Below are 14,454 nucleotides of genomic sequence, written 5' to 3'. Positions count from 1 at the left end.
AAGAAGGAATTCTTCCCCCATACCCCCATCATCTTCTTCTACGAGACAGCAAACAGGCGCATCGCGGCGCCGACCGAGGCGCAACGGTCCAGGCCCCAGACGGCGGCCGCCTGAGCGGGTGAGCCGCCATTGGCCAGGAACTTCGCCTCCAGCTCGGCATCCGACATCGGCCGGCCCTCGCTGCCGCGCGGCTCGCGCACCTCGGCCACCTGCCGCGAACCGTCTGCCCGCCGCACACTCACCCGCGCGGCGCCGCGCGGCAGCGAGGCATCCAGCCCGGCCCGCACCTTGCCGCGCAGCGCCGCCACCTGGCTGTCCTGCACCGCGGCCATCGAGAAATCCTCGACCCCGGCCCGCCCGCGCAGCAGCGCGACGGCGACGCAGTGGTGGATGCTGACGCGGGCGTCGCGCTCGTTGCGCAGCACCCGGTCGCCGCGGTCGAGCAGCAGCTGGTCGCCCTCCACCAGGATCTCCGCCACCTCGCCCAGCCCGTCGCCCAGCTTGGCGCGCAGCTCCAGGCAGGCATCGATCACCGCATGGAAGACGATGCCGGCCGGATAGGGCTTGTAGGTGTTGCGAGCGATCTCCCACCGCTCGCCCAGGCCGCCGACCAGCCGCGCCAGGTCGGGCACGTCGCCCATCGCCCGCGCCCAGCCCAGCCTGCCCTCGATCGCCGCCGGCGCCGCGCCATAGCCCGCCTCGGCGAACAGCGCCGCCAGCAGCCCGTTGCGCGCCGCATTGCCCATGCCGACATTCTTGGCCGCCGAGGGAAGGTTCTCCACCAGCCCCGCCGACTGGCTGGCCGCGATGCCGAGCGCCGTCCAGCATTGCACCGGATCCAGCCCGAGCAGCCGCGCGCAGCCGGCCGCCGCGCCGAACACGCCGCAGGTCGAGGTGATGTGCCACCCCCGCGCGTAATGCCCGGGCGAGACCGCGACCCCCAGGCGGCATTCCACCTCGGCGCCGATCAGGAAGGCCTCGAGCACCGCGGTGCCGGAGAAGCCGCGCAGCTCGGCCAGGGCCAGCAGCGGCGGCGCGACGGCGGCGGTCGGGTGGATCACCGTCTCCAGATGCGTGTCGTCGAAGTCGAGCAGATTGGCGGCGATGCAGTTGACGAAGGCGGCGCCCATGGCGTCGAGCTTCTCGCCGCGCCCGATCAGCGTGGCGCGCTCCGGCCCCGAGAAGGGCGCCATCACCTTCAGCGCCGTCTCCACCGCCGGGTCCCGCGCCACCCCCAGCGCGCCGCCGAAGAAGTTCAGCAGCGAGCGCCGCCCCTCATGCCAGAGCGCCGGCGAGAACCCGTCAGCCGGATGATCGGCGATGAAGCGGCCGAGCGAAGCGCCGGCATAATCCTGGTCGGTCATGGTCACTGCATCCGGCTGATCAGGCCGTCGCGCGCGGCCTGGGCCCAGCGCGCATCCTCCTCGCGGAGGAAGCTGGCCAGCGGTGCCGGCCCCAGCACGCCGAGATCGGCGCCGATGGACAGCAGCCGCTCGCGCACCCGCGGCAGTTCCAGCGTCTTCAGCACCGCCTCGTGCATGCGCGTGGCGGTGGCCGCCGGCAGCTTCGCCGGCCCGACCATGACGTACCAGCCGGCGAAATCGTAGCCGGTGACGCCGGCCTCGGCCAGCGTCGGCACCTCGGGCAGCAGCGGGCTGCGCGCCGGGGTGGTGACGCCGAGCGCGCGGATCCGTCCGGCGGAGAGATGCTGCGCCGCCGCCACCGTGCTGTTCCAGCCCGTCGGCAGGTGCCCGGCCACCAGGTCGTTCAGGATGGGGGCCGCGCCGCGATAGGGCACCTCCACCATCTCGATGCCGGCCAGGCGGGTGAAGAGATTGCCGGCATAGGAGATCGCCGCATCCGAGGTGCCGAAGCCGATGCTGCGCGGCGCGGCCTTCGCCGCCGCGATCAGCCCGGCCACGTCGCGGAACGGCGCGCTGGCGGAGGCCGTCAGCAGCAGCGGAAACTTCGACAGCAGGGCGACCGGCGAGAAATCGCGCAGCGGCTGATAGGGCAGGCTCGGCATGGTGTAGCTGTTCATGACGTGGCTGCCGGTATCGACCAGGAAGAGTTGCCCGTCCGGCTCGGCCCGCGCCACCGCCTCCGAGCCGATCGAGCCATTGGCGCCGGCGCGGTTCTCCACCAGCACCGTCGTCCCCAGCGTCTCGGTCAGCCCCTCGGCGAGGGCGCGCGCGAAGATGTCGGTGCCGCCCCCCGGGGCATAGGGCACCAGCAGCCGGATGGGCCGCGACTGGGCGCGCAGCACGCTGGGGCAGGCCAGCAGGCCGGCGGCGCCGCCGAGCAGCGGCCGGCGGGGGATGCGGGGCATGGTGGAAGGCTCCTCTCCGGTGATCGGGTGCTTGCCGCGCCCTTATGTTATCGATATCAAGGTGGCGCATCCGGGAGGGACGGTCAATTGGGTGAAGCCGAAGGTTCGTTGCAGGGGCGCCGGGCGCTGGTCACCGGCTCGACCGGGGGGCTGGGGCTGGCCGTGGCCGAAGCCCTGGGCGCGCAAGGCTGCGCGCTGCATCTGCACGGGCTGGCGACGCCGGAGGCGGCGGAGCCGGTGCGCGCCGATCTGGCCGCGCGGCATGGCGTCGCCGTCGCCTATCACCATGCCGACCTGGCCGACCCGGCCGCCATCACCAGCTTGATGGCCGCCGTGGGCCCCCTCGACATCCTGGTGAACAACGCCGCCACCCGCCATTTCGGGCCTGTCGAAAGAATGCCGGCTGCGGACTGGGACGCCGATGTCGCGGTGAACCTCTCGGCCGCCTTCCACACCATCCGCCTGGCGCTGCCGGCGATGCAGGCGGCGGGCTGGGGCCGCATCCTCAACATGTCCTCGATCTACGGGCTGGTCGGCGCCGTCGACCGGGTCGGCTATGTCGTCACCAAGACGGCGCTGATCGGGCTGACCCGCGCGGTCGCGCTGGAGACGGCGCGGCAGGGCATCACCTGCAACGCGCTCTGCCCCGGCACCAGCCTGACGCCCGGCATCGAATCGCGCATCGAGGCGGCCATGCAGCGCGGCGAGCTGCGCGACGCGGCGACGGCCGCGGTGCTGCACGGCAAGCAGCCGACCGGCCGCTTCATCGGCCTCGGCGCGGTGGCCGGGCTGGCCGCCTGGCTCTGCAGCGAGGCGGCGGCCGACCTGACCGGCGCCGCCCTGCCGGTGGATGGCGGCTGGTCCGCCGCCTGATCTGACCCGCGGACCGCGCCCGGCCCAGAGGCGCGGCCGCAACATGGGAGGGAAGACCATGCAACGACGTGCCCTGCTGGCCGCAGCGCTTGCCGCGCCCGGCCTCGCCCTCGCGCAGGAGAGCTGGCCCAGCCGGCCGATCCGCCTGGTGGTCGCCTGGCCGCCCGGCGGCACCACCGACATCCTGGCGCGCCAGCTGCAGGCGCCGCTCTCGGCGGCGCTCGGCCAGCCGGTGGTGATCGACAACCGCGGCGGCGCCTCGGGCGCCATCGGCACGGTGGAGCTGGCGCGCGCCGCGCCCGATGGCCACACCATCGGCATGGTGACCAGCACGCTGATCTCCATGCCGGCGATGCAGCGCCAGGCCAGCTACGACCCGATCCGCGACGTCACGCCGATCGCCCTGCATGCGCGGGTGGCCAATATCCTGGTGGTCAATCCGCGCCTGCCGGTGACCAGCGTCGCCGAGCTGATCGCGCTGGCCAAGCAGAAGCCCGGCGAACTGGCCTTCGGCTCGCCCGGCATCGGCTCGGCCGTGCATATCTCCGGCGAGATGTTCCGGCTGGCGACCGGCACCAGCATGACCCATGCGCCCTATCGTGGCGGCGGGCCGGCGCTGGCCGATCTCGCCGGCGGGTCGCTGCAGCTGATGTTCGGCAATGCCAGCTCCACCCTGCCCTTCGTGCGCGACGGGCGGCTGCGCGCCCTGGCGGTGACCTCGGCCAACCGGGCGCCCTATCTCCCGGAGGTGCCGACCCTGGCCGAATCCGGCCTGCCCGGCTTCGCCATCGACGAGTGGTACGCGGTGATCGGCCCGGCCGGGATGCCGCCGGCGGTGGTGGCGAAGCTGAACGCCACGATCAACGCCATCATCGGCACGCCGGCCGAACGCGCCCTGCTGCTGGAGATGGGCGCCGAGGTCACCACCGCCCCGCCGGAGGAGCTGGTCCGGTTCATGCTGACCGAGCGCGACAAGATCGGCACGGTGGTGCGCGACGCCCGGATCAGCCTGGAATGACTTGGCCTGGAAGGACGGCGCTTCCGCGCTGCGGAAAGCCGGCGGCGGCATCGTCAAGGCCGTCGTAATCTGGTTAAAGGGCACATGGAGTCCATGATGCCCTCTTCCGGCCCGGCATCCCTGCTTCGGCCGGGCGAGACCTGCTGGCGCATCGAGCCGGCGGAGAAGCTGGCGGTGATCGTCGACGCGGATGAGTATTTCCGGGTCGCCCGCGCCGCCATGCTGGCCGCGCGCCACCGCATCCTGCTGATCGGCTGGGACTTCGATGCCCGCATCCATCTGGGCCTGGGCAACCAGGACGAGGCCCCGGACCAGCTCGGCGACTTCATCCTCTGGCTGGTGCGAAAGCGGCCGGAACTGAACGTCTATCTGCTGCGCTGGGATCTGGGCGCCATCAAGACGGTGTTCCGCGGCAGCACCATCCTCACCCTGGCGCGCTGGATGTGGCACGACCGCATCCACACCAAGCTGGATGGCGCCCATCCGACGGGGGCCTCGCACCACCAGAAGATCGTCGTCCTCGACGACCGCACCGCCTTCTGCGGCGGCATCGACATGACGGGCGAGCGCTGGGACACGCGCGCGCATCGCGACCACGACCCACAGCGGGTCAATCCCGGCGGGCGGCCCTACAAGCCCTGGCACGATGCCACCACGGCGCTGGAGGGCCAGGCGGCCGCGGCGCTGGGCGAGCTGGCGGAGGCGCGCTGGCTGGCCGCCGGGGGCAAGCCGCTGGTATCGATTCCAGCGGGCGGCAGCTGCTGGCCCGCGACCCTGCGGCCGCAATTCGAGGATGTCCGGGTGGCGATCGCCCGCTCCAGCCCGGAAACGCCGGACCGCGAGGCGGTGCGCGAGGTGGAGCGGCTGCATCTCGAGCTGATCGCCGCGGCGCGCCACTGCATCTATGCCGAGAGCCAGTATTTCGCCTCGCGCCGCGTCGCCGAGGCCATCGCCAGGCGGCTGGCCGAGCCCGACGGCCCGGAGATCGTCCTGGTCAATCCGGTCAGCGCCCAGGGCTGGCTGGAGCCGGTGGCGATGGACACCGCCCGCGCCCGGCTGCACGAGGCGCTGCGGCGGCTCGATACCACGGGCACGCGCTTCCGCCTCTATCACCCCTTCACCGCCGAAGGCGAGGCGATCTACTGCCACGCCAAGATCATGATCGTCGATGACCGGGTGCTGCGCATCGGCTCCTCCAACCTCAACAACCGCTCGATGCGCCTGGACACCGAATGCGACGTCGCCATCGATGCCGGCGCGCCGGCGGAGGCGGAGGAACTGTCGGCGCGCATCCGCGACACCCGCGACGACCTGCTGGCCGAACATGTCGGCGTGCCGAAAGAGGCGGTCGCCGAGGCCATTGCCCGTGAGGGATCGCTGATCGCCGCCATCGAGGCACTGCGCGGGCCCGGCCGGTCGCTGCGGCCCTACGAGGAGCCGGACCTCGGCGCGGTGGAGGCCTGGCTGGCCGACCATGAGGTGCTCGACCCCGAGGGGCCGGAGGAGATGTTCGAGGCGCTCAGCCGGCGCGGCCTGTTCCGCGGCCGGCTGCGGCGGCTCCGCCGGTCGCGCTAAGCGCGAGCACGCGCCACGCCATCCAGCCCCCTCTCGGACGGAGGGAGCCAGACGGCAGCACGGCTACGGTGCCGTTACGGCGAGGGGAAGGCCGGACCGGTGTAGTAGCGATCGACATCACCCGACCAGCCGCGGCTGGCCGCCTGCCAGTCCGAGCTCGAGCCGTAGCGCGGCGCGCCCTCGAGCTGCTCGCGGGTAATGCCGATGACATAGCCATCCATCCGCGTGTCGTATTTCATCTGATTCCAGGGGACCGGGTAGTAGTCCGTGCCGATGCCGAGGAAGCCGCCGAAGGAGAGCACGGCATAGGACACCTTGCCGTCCCGCTTGCCGATCATCACGCTGTGGATCGAGCCCAGCTTGTTGCCCTCGGTGTCATAGACCGCGGTGCCTTCGACCTTCTCGGACGAGATCAGGCTGGCCGTCTCGTCGCGCTCCACGTCGCCGCTGCGGTCGGCGGTGCCGCCGTGATTCATCTCGATGCCGCTCATCGGATTTCCTCCTGGTGAGCGGGTTTAACGGCCGGCGCCGGCCGCGGGTTTCGCGCCGCGCCCGGCGGCCCCGGGGCGACCGCGGGCCTGGCGGGCGGCGGAAAGCGGCAGCGTGGCGCAGCGCGCCGGTGTCCAAGCCGGCCGCGCGATGACACCATCGGCCGCGATGCCCCACGAGCCTGGAGTCACCCCATGATGTTTTCCGGACAGTCCGCCCTGGTCAGCGGCGCCAGCCGCGGCATCGGCCTCGCCATCGCCCGCCGCCTCGCCGCGGAGGGGGCGCGCGTGCTGCTGGTGGCGCGCTCGGCGGCGGCGCTGCAGGCCGAGGCGGCCGCCCTGCCCGGCGCCGCCGCCTTCGCCACCGACCTCGCCGCGCCCGGTGCCGCGGCGCAGGCGGTGGCCGAGGCGGTGCGGCAGTTCGGCCGCCTGGACCTGCTGGTACACAGCGCCGGCGCCACCCCACGCGGCGACTTTCTTTCGCTGGACGACGACGCCTGGCAGCAGGGCTTCGCGCTGAAGCTGTTCGGCGGCGCCGGGCTGTGCCGCGCCGCCTGGCCGCATCTGCAGGCCGCCTCCGGCAGGATCGTGCTGATCGCCGGGGTCGGCGGCCGCGTGGCCAGCGCCGACTTCGCCGTGGGTGGTGCGGTCAATGCGGCGCTGGCCAATCTGACCAAGGCGCTGGCCGATCGCGGCGTGCGCGACGGCGTGCGGGTGAATGCCATCAATCCCGGCAGCATCCGCACCGACCGGCTGACCGGGCGGATCGCCACCGTGCAGCAGGAGCAGGGGCTGGACGCCGAGGCCGCGGCCGCGGCGCTGGCGGCCGCCACCGGCGTTGCCCGCTTCGGCGAGCCGGATGAGATCGCCGCCGCCACCGCCTTCCTGCTCGGCCCCGAGGCCAGCTACATCCAGGGGTCCGTCCTGGATGTCGATGGCGGCTGGGTGCGCGCCGTCTAGCCGCGGCGGCGGGCGCCGGGCTTTCCGGCGATCCCGCCTCAGGCCATCGCGCCCTGCCGCGGATCGGCGTCGAGCCGCACCGCCTGCCCTTCCAGCCCCGGCGCCGAGGCCGGGTAGAGGTCCAGCACCGCCGGGTCATGCCCCGGGATGATGTGGTCGGGCGAGCTGGCCAGGCGGTGCAGCGTGTCATAGCCCTCCAGCATCTGCGCCACGTCGGCGACGATGGGGAAGGGCCGGCGCTGCTGGAAATTGGCGTAGAAATGCGTTGCATCCGAGGCCAGCACGACGAAGCCGCGCCGGGTCTTCACCCGCATCACCTGCAGCCCGAGCGAATGGCCGCCGACATGGTGCAGGCTGATGCCGGGGGCGAGTTCCGCGCTGCCGTCGTGGAACCGCGCCCTGCCCTCGAACAGGCGGCCGACCATGGCCTGGACGTCGGTCGGCTCGAAGGGCGCGCGCAACACCTGGTGGCACATGCAGCGGCCGGTGCAATAGGCCATCTCCTTGTCCTGCAGGTGGTAGCGCGCCGCCGGGAACATGTCGCTGTTGCCGGCATGGTCGTAATGCATGTGCGACAGCACCACGTCCTGCACCTGGTCAGCCTGGACGCCGATGCGCGCGAGCCCCTCGGCCGGGGTGCAGAGCAGCTGGCGGCCGCGCTTGCGCGCGGTCGGCGCATCGAAGCCGGTGTCCAGCACGAAGGTCCGCCTGCGCCCGACAATGGCCCAGACAAAGTAGTCGAGTGGCATGTTGGCATTGTCATGCGGGTCGGCCCCGATGAAATTCTCATAGGCCGGACGGTCGTGATGCGCATATTTGACGGCATGGATCGCATAGACATCGTCATCAGTGTCGGTCATGGGGCCTGGAGTCCTTCCCTGCGCCGCCGGTTGCCTCCGGCGCGCTGCGTGATTGAGGCGGAGTGTCGGCCGTGACGGCGGCCGAGGGCAAGCGGGGCGCGGCGGCGCGGATGCGCGACGTGGCGCAGCAGGCGGGGGTCTCGACCATGACCGTCTCGCGCGCGCTGAGCGATCCGGAGAAGGTCTCGCCCGAGATCCGCCGGCGGGTGGAGGCGGCGGTGGCCACCATCGGCTATGTGCCGAACCGGCTGGCCGGCAGCCTCTCCTCGCAGAACAGCCGGGTGATCGGGCTGATCGTGCCGAGCCTGGAGAACTCGCTCTTCGCGCCGACCATCCAGGGCGTCTCCGAGGTGCTGCGGCGGCAGGGCTACCAGCTGATGGTCGCCGATTGCGGCGATCGCGAGGAGGACGAGGCGGCGCTGATCACCGCCTTCCTGGCGCAGCGCGTCGCCGGGCTGATGCTGCACAACACGCGCCATGCCGACAGCGCGCGGCAGATGCTGGCCCGCGCCGGCGTGCCGGTGGTGGAGACCGGCGAGATGGCGGCCGATCCCATCGACATGGTGGTCAGCTATTCCAACGAGGAGGCGGCGCGGGCGATGGTGCTGCACCTGCATCGCCTGGGCTATTGCCGCATCGCGCTGGTGACGCTGCCGGCGGCGCGCAACGACCGCAGCCGGGCGCGGCAGGCCGGCTTCCGCGCCGCGCTGCAGGAGCTCGGCCTGCCGGCCGATCCGCGGCTGATGCTGGAAATGCCGCCCGGCCTGCCCTCGGGCGCCGAGGCGGTGGTGCGGCTGGTGGAAGGCGCGCAGGCGGATGCCATCTTCTTCGCCGGCGACGTGCTGGCGATCGGCGCGCATTTCGAATGCCAGCGGCGCGGCTGGGCGATCCCCGGGCGCGTGGCGCTGGCCGCCTTCGACAATTTCGAGATCCTCGGCCAGATGGTGCCGCCGGTGACAACGCTGCGGCTGCCGCGCGCCGAGATCGGCCGGCGCGGCGCCGAGATCCTGCTGGACCGCATCCAGGGCCGCTCGGCGGAGCGGATGCGGATCGACCTGCGCTTCGAGATCATCCAGCGCGCCAGCTCCTGAATCCTGTTATCGATATCATGTTTTGCCTTGTGCGCCGCCCCGCCGCTGCCTAGACCGGCAGCGAGGGCCGCGGGAGCCCAGGGAGAGGACGTGATGACGCAGCCGGTGCTGGGCTTCGTGGGTCTCGGGCAGATGGGCAGCCGCATGGCGCTGCGCCTGCTGGAGGCCGGGTATTCGCTGGTGGTCTGCGACCGGGTGGAGGCCTCGGTCGCGCCGCTGGTCGCCGCCGGCGCGCGGCGCGCCGAAACCCCGCGCGAGGTGGCGGACCTCGCCGATGTCGTGCTGGGCAGCCTGCCGACGCCCGACGTGGTGCGCCAGGTGGCGCTGGGGGCCGATGGCGTGCTGCAGGGCCAGCGGGCGCGGCGCTTCATCGACCTCTCGACCACCGGGCCGCGCATCGCGCAGCAGGTCGGCGCCGCCTTCGCCGAGGCCGGGCGGGTGGCGCTGGACGCGCCCGTCTCCGGCGGCATCACCGGGGCGGCGGCGGGCAGGCTGGCGATCATGGTCTCGGGGCCGCGCGACACCTTCGCCGAGATCGAGCCCGTGCTGGCGGTCCTGGGAAAACCCTTCTTCTGCGGCGAGAAGGCCGGCCAGGCGCAGGTGCTGAAGCTGGCCAACAACCTGCTGGCGGCGGCGGCGCTGGCGATCTCCTCGGAGGCGATCGTCATGGGGGTGAAGGCCGGGCTGGATCCCTCGCTGATGTGCGAGGTGATCAATGCCAGCAGCGGGCGCAACAGCGCGACGCAGGACAAGTTCCCGCGCGCCATCATCCCGCGCAGCTTCGATTTCGGCTTCGCCACCGGGCTGTCGCACAAGGATGTGCGGCTCTGCGTCGACGAGGCCGAGGCGATGGGCGTGCCGATGGTGGTGGGCAGCGCGGTGCGGCAGATGCTGGCCGTGACCAGCGCGACATATGGTGCGGACAGCGACTTCACGTCCATCGCGAAAGTGGTGGAGCAGTGGGCCGGCGTCGAAATCTGACAGAAGGAAGAGGGGGGTCCGGGGGAATTCCTTCCCCCGGCCTTCTTTCTGTTTAGTCGAGCCGGATGTTGAGGTCCTTCACGACGGAGGACCACCGCGCCGTGTCCTCGGCGATGAACTTCCGCATCTCCTCCGGCGTGGTGGTGGTCGGCACCGCGGCCTGGGTGCGGAAGATCTCGCGCATCGGGGCCGGCTTCAGCTGTTCGGCGACCACGGCCGCGATGCGCTCGGCGATGGCGGGCGACATCTTCGCCGGGCCGAGCAGGCCGAACCAGTTGCCCGCCTCGATCGGCTGGCCGAGTTCGGCGAGCGTCGGGGTATTGGGCAGGGTCGAGAGCCGCTCGGCGGCGCCGAGCGCCAGGATCTTCACCTTGCCGTCGCGCGACACCGCCTCGGCCGGGCCGGCATTGAGGAACATCGCATCGACCTGGCCGGCGACCACGGCGGTGCTGGCCGGCGCCGCCCCGGTGAAGGGCACGTGCAGCATCTGCAGGTCGTTCTGCTTCAGCAGGCCTTCCATGGCCAGATGCGGCGTGCTGCCGATGCCCCAGGAGGCGAAGGTCAGCTTGCCGGGCTCGGCGCGGACCTTGGCCAGGAAGCCGGCGAAATTCTCGACGCCAAGGCCGGGGCGGATGATCAGCGCGAAGGGGCCGCGCGCGAAGAGGGTGACCGGCGTAAAGTCGGTCACCGGATTGTAGGGCAATTTCGGATAGATCAGCGGGTTGATCGCATGGGTCTCGGCATTGGCCAGGATCAGCGTATGGCCGTCCGGATTGGCCCGGGCGACCGCCTGGGTGCCGACCGCGCCATTGGCGCCGGGGCGGTTCTCGATCACCACCGGCTGGCCCAGCGGGCCGGACATCGGGCCGCTCAGCGCACGGATGACGATATCGGCCAGGCCGCCGGCATTCCAGGGGACGATGACGCGGATCGGCTGCTCCGGCCAGGCGGCCAGAGCGGGGCGGGCGAGCGGCAGGGCCGCGGCGGCGCCCAGCAGGGCGCGGCGGGTGATCACGGGCATGGCGGTCTTCTCCCCTCCAGGGATTTTCTTGGTCGTGGCCCAGCTTGCCCGCTGAAGGATCGTCCGACAATTCCTTTTCTGGTATCGATATCAGATTTCCGGGTCCGATGACCTCCCGCCGCGCGGGCCGGCCGGCGCCTCCCCTCTCCCGCTGGAGTCCTCACCCCGCGGCGAGGACTCTGACGGGGTCTCAGCCTTGCCAGGCCTCAGCCGTGCCAGGCCTGGGCGAAGCGCGCCTGGTCGCGCTGGGTGTCCCGCGCCGCTGCGATGGCGGCCTCGGCCAGCCAGGCTTTCGGCCGGGCGGCGAGATCGGCGGCGATGGCGGCGGCCGGGTCGGCCTGCTCCGGATGGCCCTGGCCCAGATGGATCGCCGCCAGCTCGCGCCCCATCGCCTCCAGCATCTGCGGCTGCAGCAGCAGCTCATGGCCGAGCCGCATCTCCTCGCCCTCCTCGTCATCCGGATGCGCCACCAGCTTGTCGGTGCCGATCTTGTGGTTGTTGGGCGAGAGCCGCCGCACCGCGACCCCATCCACCACGCGGTACCAGGGATCCGGCGCGCGATGCCGGCCGCTGGCGATCTCCATGCAGCGGATCGCCCGCCCGCCCGGGCGGCCGCGCGTCCAGGCCGAGGGCACCACCCCCTTGGCCTCGCGGATCACCCAGTCGCCGCGCCAATGCGCCCGCGCCACCCAGCGCGGCCGGCCCAGGCTGCCGAGGCCGGCGCTGCGGTACCAGATCTCCGGCGGCCCGGCGCCGCGCGGCAGGGCGGCGAGCAGCGCCTCGCGGTAGCGCGGCCACAGGACCGGCCGGTCCGCGTCGTCGCGCGCCTGGAACTTCTTCCGCTTCTTCTTCAGCTTGGCCCAGAATTCGGCGCGCTGGCTCTCCGGCACCACGACCAGGGCGCGCAGCCAGGCGAGCTCGCGGTCCAGCACCGCTGCCCGCGGCTGGTCGAGCCCGGCCGCATAGCCGGCCAGCAGCGGCCGGGCGATCTCCCGCGCATCGGCCTCGGGGTCGGCCAGCAGCCCGCTGGTGGCGAGCCGCAGCAGGTCGAGCGTGTAGGGCATCTCGGCGGCTTCGTCATAGTCGTTGACGCCCCAGATCAGCCGCCCCTCGGCATCCCGCCAGGTGCCGAAATTCTCCAGATGGATGTCGCCCACCGCCAGCACGGCCGGTGCCTCCATCAGCGCCGGGGCGACACCCGCCACCTGCTCCGCCCAGCGCCAATAGGTCGCGCGCAGGAAGGGAAAGGCGCCGCCCGCCATGCGGGCGCGCTTTTCCAGCAGCGCCTCCTCGACCACCTCGGCGCCCAGCTCCTGGCGCAGGAAGTCCTCATAGGCATCGGTGGAGGCGAGGATATCCATGCGGCGGCTCCGGATCAGGTGGCGGGCGGCCAGCATGGCACCAGGCCGCGGCGCCAGGGAACCACCGGTGGCCGCGGCCCGGCCCTGTTCGCGCCGCCGCGACCGGCAGGGCGATCACTCTTTCATTGCCCCCCGGTTGACGAGGCGGGCTGGCCGGCGGCACGGGAGACAGGAGGGCGGTGGCCGGTGAGGACTCTGCCGGGATCTTTCCACCGCCTGGATCGGGGCTCGCCGCTTGGACACCCTCCTCCCGCTGCTGCTGAAGGCGGCCACCACCGCCGGCATCGTGGTGCTCGCCGCGCGGCTGGCGGAACGCCTGGGCCCTTTCTGGGGCGCCCTGATCGCGGCGCTGCCCGTCTCGGCCGGGCCGGCCTATGTCTTCCTGGCGCTGCAGCACGATGCCGGCTTCCTGGCGGGCAGCGCCCTGGGCAGCTATGCCGCCAATGCCGCGACCGCCCTCTTCCTGGTCACCTATGCCCTGCTGGCCACCCGGCTGGGCCTGGTCGGCTCGCTGGGGCTGGGGCTGCTCGGCTGGGCTGCGGCGGCGACGGCCATCGGTGCCCTGGCCTGGACGCCATGGACCGCCTCGCTGCTGAACATCGTCGCCTTCGCCCTTGGTTTTGCAGCATTGCGCAGGCTGCCGCCCGCCCCCACGGCGCCCGGGGCCCCGCCCCGGCGCCGGCGCGACCTGCCGCTGCGGGCGGCGAGCGTCGCGGCCTTCGTCGTGCTCGTCGTGCTGGCCAGCCGGGCGCTGGGGCCGCAGGCGACCGGCCTGGCGGCGGTCTTCCCGATCAGCCTGTCCAGCCTGATCGTCATCCTGCGGCCGCGCATCGGTGCCGCCGCCTCGGCCCTGCTGGCCACCTCGGCGCTGCAGGCGATGATCGGCTTCGGGCTGATGCTGCTGGTGCTGCACCTGGCGCTGCCGCGGATCGGCGTGGCGCCGGCGATGCTGCTGGGGCTGGCCGTGCAGCTCGCCTGGTCCTTCATCCTGCTCGCCCGGCGGCGTCGCGCGGGCGGTGGTTGAGCGCTGCCTTGCGCCCCGCCGCCACGGCCCCAATCTGCAGCGGGCATGATCGTCCTCCGCCTCGGCCTGCTGCTCTTCGCCCTCTTCTACCTGCTGCCGCTGGCGGTTTCCGCGGCGCTCTACGCCGCCAGCGGCAGCGGCGCCGGCTGGCGCACCGCCGACCGCTCGAGCGCCGGGCTGCTGCCCCCTGCCGCCAGCCACCGCCCCGCCGTGGTGCGGGTCTTCGCCGCCCAGACGGTGCGCTGGCGCGGCATCTTCGCCACGCATTGCTGGATCGTCTTCAAGCCCGAGGGCGCCCGCAGCTACACCCGCTACGACTACACCGCCTGGGGCGATCCGATCCGCCGCGACGGTTTTCTGCCCGATGGCCGCTGGTTCGGGGCGCTTCCCGAAACCGTCTTCGCGGCTGACGGGGCCGAGGCCGCCGCCCTGATCCCGCGCTTCGAGGCCGCCATCGCCGGCTACACCTGGCGCCATCCCGGCGACTACAAGGCCTGGCCGGGGCCGAATTCCAATACCTTCGTCGCCGCCATCCTGGACGCCGTGCCGGGCATCGGCGTCACCCTGCCGCCCACCGCCATCGGCAAGGACTTCCCGCATGACGGGCGCTGGCTGCGGGTGACGCAGTCGGGCACCGGGCTGCGGCTGACGCTGGGCGGCTATGGCGGGCTGACGCTGGGCTGGGTCGAGGGGATCGAGCTGAACATCCTGGGCGCCGTCGCCGGGCTCGACATCCGCCGGCCGGCGGTGAAGCTGCCCGGGCTCGGGCGGCTGGGCATGCGCGGGCAGGACGGGCCGGCGCTGACCGATCCGCCGGGCGCCGGGCCGGAGGCGGCGCCGCAATCTTGACCCGCGCGGCCCGATCGGGCCTTA

The 14,454-nt window shown here is 72.6% G+C and carries 14 protein-coding genes; 8 read left to right on the top strand and 6 right to left on the bottom strand.

Annotated elements, in window-relative coordinates:
• Positions 1–38 precede the first annotated feature (38 nt).
• Positions 39–1,364: an MmgE/PrpD family protein gene (locus tag WFI16_RS15235; RefSeq protein ID WP_419898677.1), complete on the bottom strand. Its 1,326-nt coding sequence runs from the start codon at positions 1,362–1,364 to the stop codon at positions 39–41.
• A 2-nt stretch (positions 1,365–1,366) separates the two neighbouring features.
• Positions 1,367–2,329 carry a tripartite tricarboxylate transporter substrate-binding protein gene (locus WFI16_RS15230; RefSeq protein WP_419898676.1) on the bottom strand — a complete coding sequence of 321 codons (963 nt, stop codon included), beginning with the start codon at positions 2,327–2,329 and terminating at the stop codon, positions 1,367–1,369.
• Between the two features lie 87 nt (positions 2,330–2,416).
• On the opposite strand from WFI16_RS15230, the gene WFI16_RS15225 reads away from it, so the two are divergent.
• The 3 genes from WFI16_RS15225 (at position 2,417) to WFI16_RS15215 (ending at position 5,795) form a co-directional block, all read left to right on the top strand.
• Positions 2,417–3,202 (top strand): SDR family oxidoreductase, encoded by a 786-nt coding sequence (locus tag WFI16_RS15225; protein WP_419898675.1) that lies wholly within the window; start codon positions 2,417–2,419, stop codon positions 3,200–3,202.
• Positions 3,203–3,260: 58 nt separating this feature from the next.
• A complete protein-coding gene (locus WFI16_RS15220; protein WP_419898674.1) occupies positions 3,261–4,220 on the top strand; it encodes a tripartite tricarboxylate transporter substrate binding protein in 960 nt (319 codons plus the stop codon).
• A 96-nt stretch (positions 4,221–4,316) separates the two neighbouring features.
• Positions 4,317–5,795, top strand: coding sequence for a phospholipase D-like domain-containing protein (locus WFI16_RS15215; protein WP_419898673.1), 1,479 nt, complete (start codon positions 4,317–4,319; stop codon positions 5,793–5,795).
• 74 nt (positions 5,796–5,869) lie between these two features.
• On the opposite strand, the gene WFI16_RS15210 is transcribed toward WFI16_RS15215, so the two are convergent.
• A complete protein-coding gene (locus WFI16_RS15210) occupies positions 5,870–6,286 on the bottom strand; it encodes a PRC-barrel domain-containing protein (RefSeq protein ID WP_419898672.1) in 417 nt (138 codons plus the stop codon).
• A gap of 192 nt (positions 6,287–6,478) precedes the next feature.
• On the opposite strand from WFI16_RS15210, the gene WFI16_RS15205 reads away from it, so the two are divergent.
• Positions 6,479–7,243, top strand: coding sequence for an SDR family oxidoreductase (locus tag WFI16_RS15205; protein WP_419898671.1), 765 nt, complete (start codon positions 6,479–6,481; stop codon positions 7,241–7,243).
• 38 nt (positions 7,244–7,281) lie between these two features.
• Here the strand turns inward: WFI16_RS15205 and WFI16_RS15200 are convergent, their stop codons facing one another.
• Entirely contained in the window at positions 7,282–8,103 is an 822-nt protein-coding gene (locus tag WFI16_RS15200) for an N-acyl homoserine lactonase family protein (RefSeq protein ID WP_419898670.1), read from the bottom strand.
• Between the two features lie 71 nt (positions 8,104–8,174).
• On the opposite strand from WFI16_RS15200, the gene WFI16_RS15195 reads away from it, so the two are divergent.
• A complete protein-coding gene (locus WFI16_RS15195) occupies positions 8,175–9,194 on the top strand; it encodes a LacI family DNA-binding transcriptional regulator (RefSeq protein WP_419898669.1) in 1,020 nt (339 codons plus the stop codon).
• A gap of 93 nt (positions 9,195–9,287) precedes the next feature.
• Entirely contained in the window at positions 9,288–10,175 is an 888-nt protein-coding gene (locus WFI16_RS15190) for an NAD(P)-dependent oxidoreductase (RefSeq protein WP_419898668.1), read from the top strand.
• A 52-nt stretch (positions 10,176–10,227) separates the two neighbouring features.
• On the opposite strand, the gene WFI16_RS15185 is transcribed toward WFI16_RS15190, so the two are convergent.
• Complete coding sequence (locus tag WFI16_RS15185) at positions 10,228–11,196, bottom strand: Bug family tripartite tricarboxylate transporter substrate binding protein (protein ID WP_419898667.1); 969 nt, start codon at positions 11,194–11,196, stop codon at positions 10,228–10,230.
• A 206-nt stretch (positions 11,197–11,402) separates the two neighbouring features.
• A complete protein-coding gene (locus WFI16_RS15180) occupies positions 11,403–12,557 on the bottom strand; it encodes a DUF2252 family protein (RefSeq protein WP_419898666.1) in 1,155 nt (384 codons plus the stop codon).
• Between the two features lie 235 nt (positions 12,558–12,792).
• On the opposite strand from WFI16_RS15180, the gene WFI16_RS15175 reads away from it, so the two are divergent.
• Together WFI16_RS15175 and WFI16_RS15170 are read left to right on the top strand one after the other, a co-directional pair.
• Positions 12,793–13,581 carry a hypothetical protein gene (locus tag WFI16_RS15175; protein WP_419898665.1) on the top strand — a complete coding sequence of 263 codons (789 nt, stop codon included), beginning with the start codon at positions 12,793–12,795 and terminating at the stop codon, positions 13,579–13,581.
• Between the two features lie 45 nt (positions 13,582–13,626).
• Positions 13,627–14,430, top strand: a complete 804-nt coding sequence (locus WFI16_RS15170; RefSeq protein WP_419898664.1) for a DUF3750 domain-containing protein — start codon at positions 13,627–13,629, stop codon at positions 14,428–14,430.
• Positions 14,431–14,454: the final 24 nt, after the last annotated feature.

Source organism: Roseomonas sp. USHLN139, from assembly GCF_037145735.1.
Classification (GTDB): domain Bacteria; phylum Pseudomonadota; class Alphaproteobacteria; order Acetobacterales; family Acetobacteraceae; genus Pseudoroseomonas.
This window is presented reverse-complemented; position numbering and strand designations above follow the sequence as displayed.

Excerpts from the sequence above, each read along its gene's own strand:
- WFI16_RS15205 (WP_419898671.1), top strand. The coding sequence starts at position 6,479 with ATGATGTTTTCCGGACAGTCCGCCCTGGTCAGCGGCGCCAGCCGCGGC.
- WFI16_RS15200 (WP_419898670.1), bottom strand. The coding sequence starts at position 8,103 with ATGACCGACACTGATGACGATGTCTATGCGATCCATGCCGTCAAATAT.
- WFI16_RS15215 (WP_419898673.1), top strand. The coding sequence starts at position 4,317 with ATGCCCTCTTCCGGCCCGGCATCCCTGCTTCGGCCGGGCGAGACCTGC.
- WFI16_RS15230 (WP_419898676.1), bottom strand. The coding sequence starts at position 2,329 with ATGCCCCGCATCCCCCGCCGGCCGCTGCTCGGCGGCGCCGCCGGCCTG.
- WFI16_RS15235 (WP_419898677.1), bottom strand. The coding sequence starts at position 1,364 with ATGACCGACCAGGATTATGCCGGCGCTTCGCTCGGCCGCTTCATCGCC.
- WFI16_RS15190 (WP_419898668.1), top strand. The coding sequence starts at position 9,288 with ATGACGCAGCCGGTGCTGGGCTTCGTGGGTCTCGGGCAGATGGGCAGC.
- WFI16_RS15180 (WP_419898666.1), bottom strand. The coding sequence starts at position 12,557 with ATGGATATCCTCGCCTCCACCGATGCCTATGAGGACTTCCTGCGCCAG.
- WFI16_RS15170 (WP_419898664.1), top strand. The coding sequence starts at position 13,627 with ATGATCGTCCTCCGCCTCGGCCTGCTGCTCTTCGCCCTCTTCTACCTG.
- WFI16_RS15210 (WP_419898672.1), bottom strand. The coding sequence starts at position 6,286 with ATGAGCGGCATCGAGATGAATCACGGCGGCACCGCCGACCGCAGCGGC.
- WFI16_RS15220 (WP_419898674.1), top strand. The coding sequence starts at position 3,261 with ATGCAACGACGTGCCCTGCTGGCCGCAGCGCTTGCCGCGCCCGGCCTC.
- WFI16_RS15185 (WP_419898667.1), bottom strand. The coding sequence starts at position 11,196 with ATGCCCGTGATCACCCGCCGCGCCCTGCTGGGCGCCGCCGCGGCCCTG.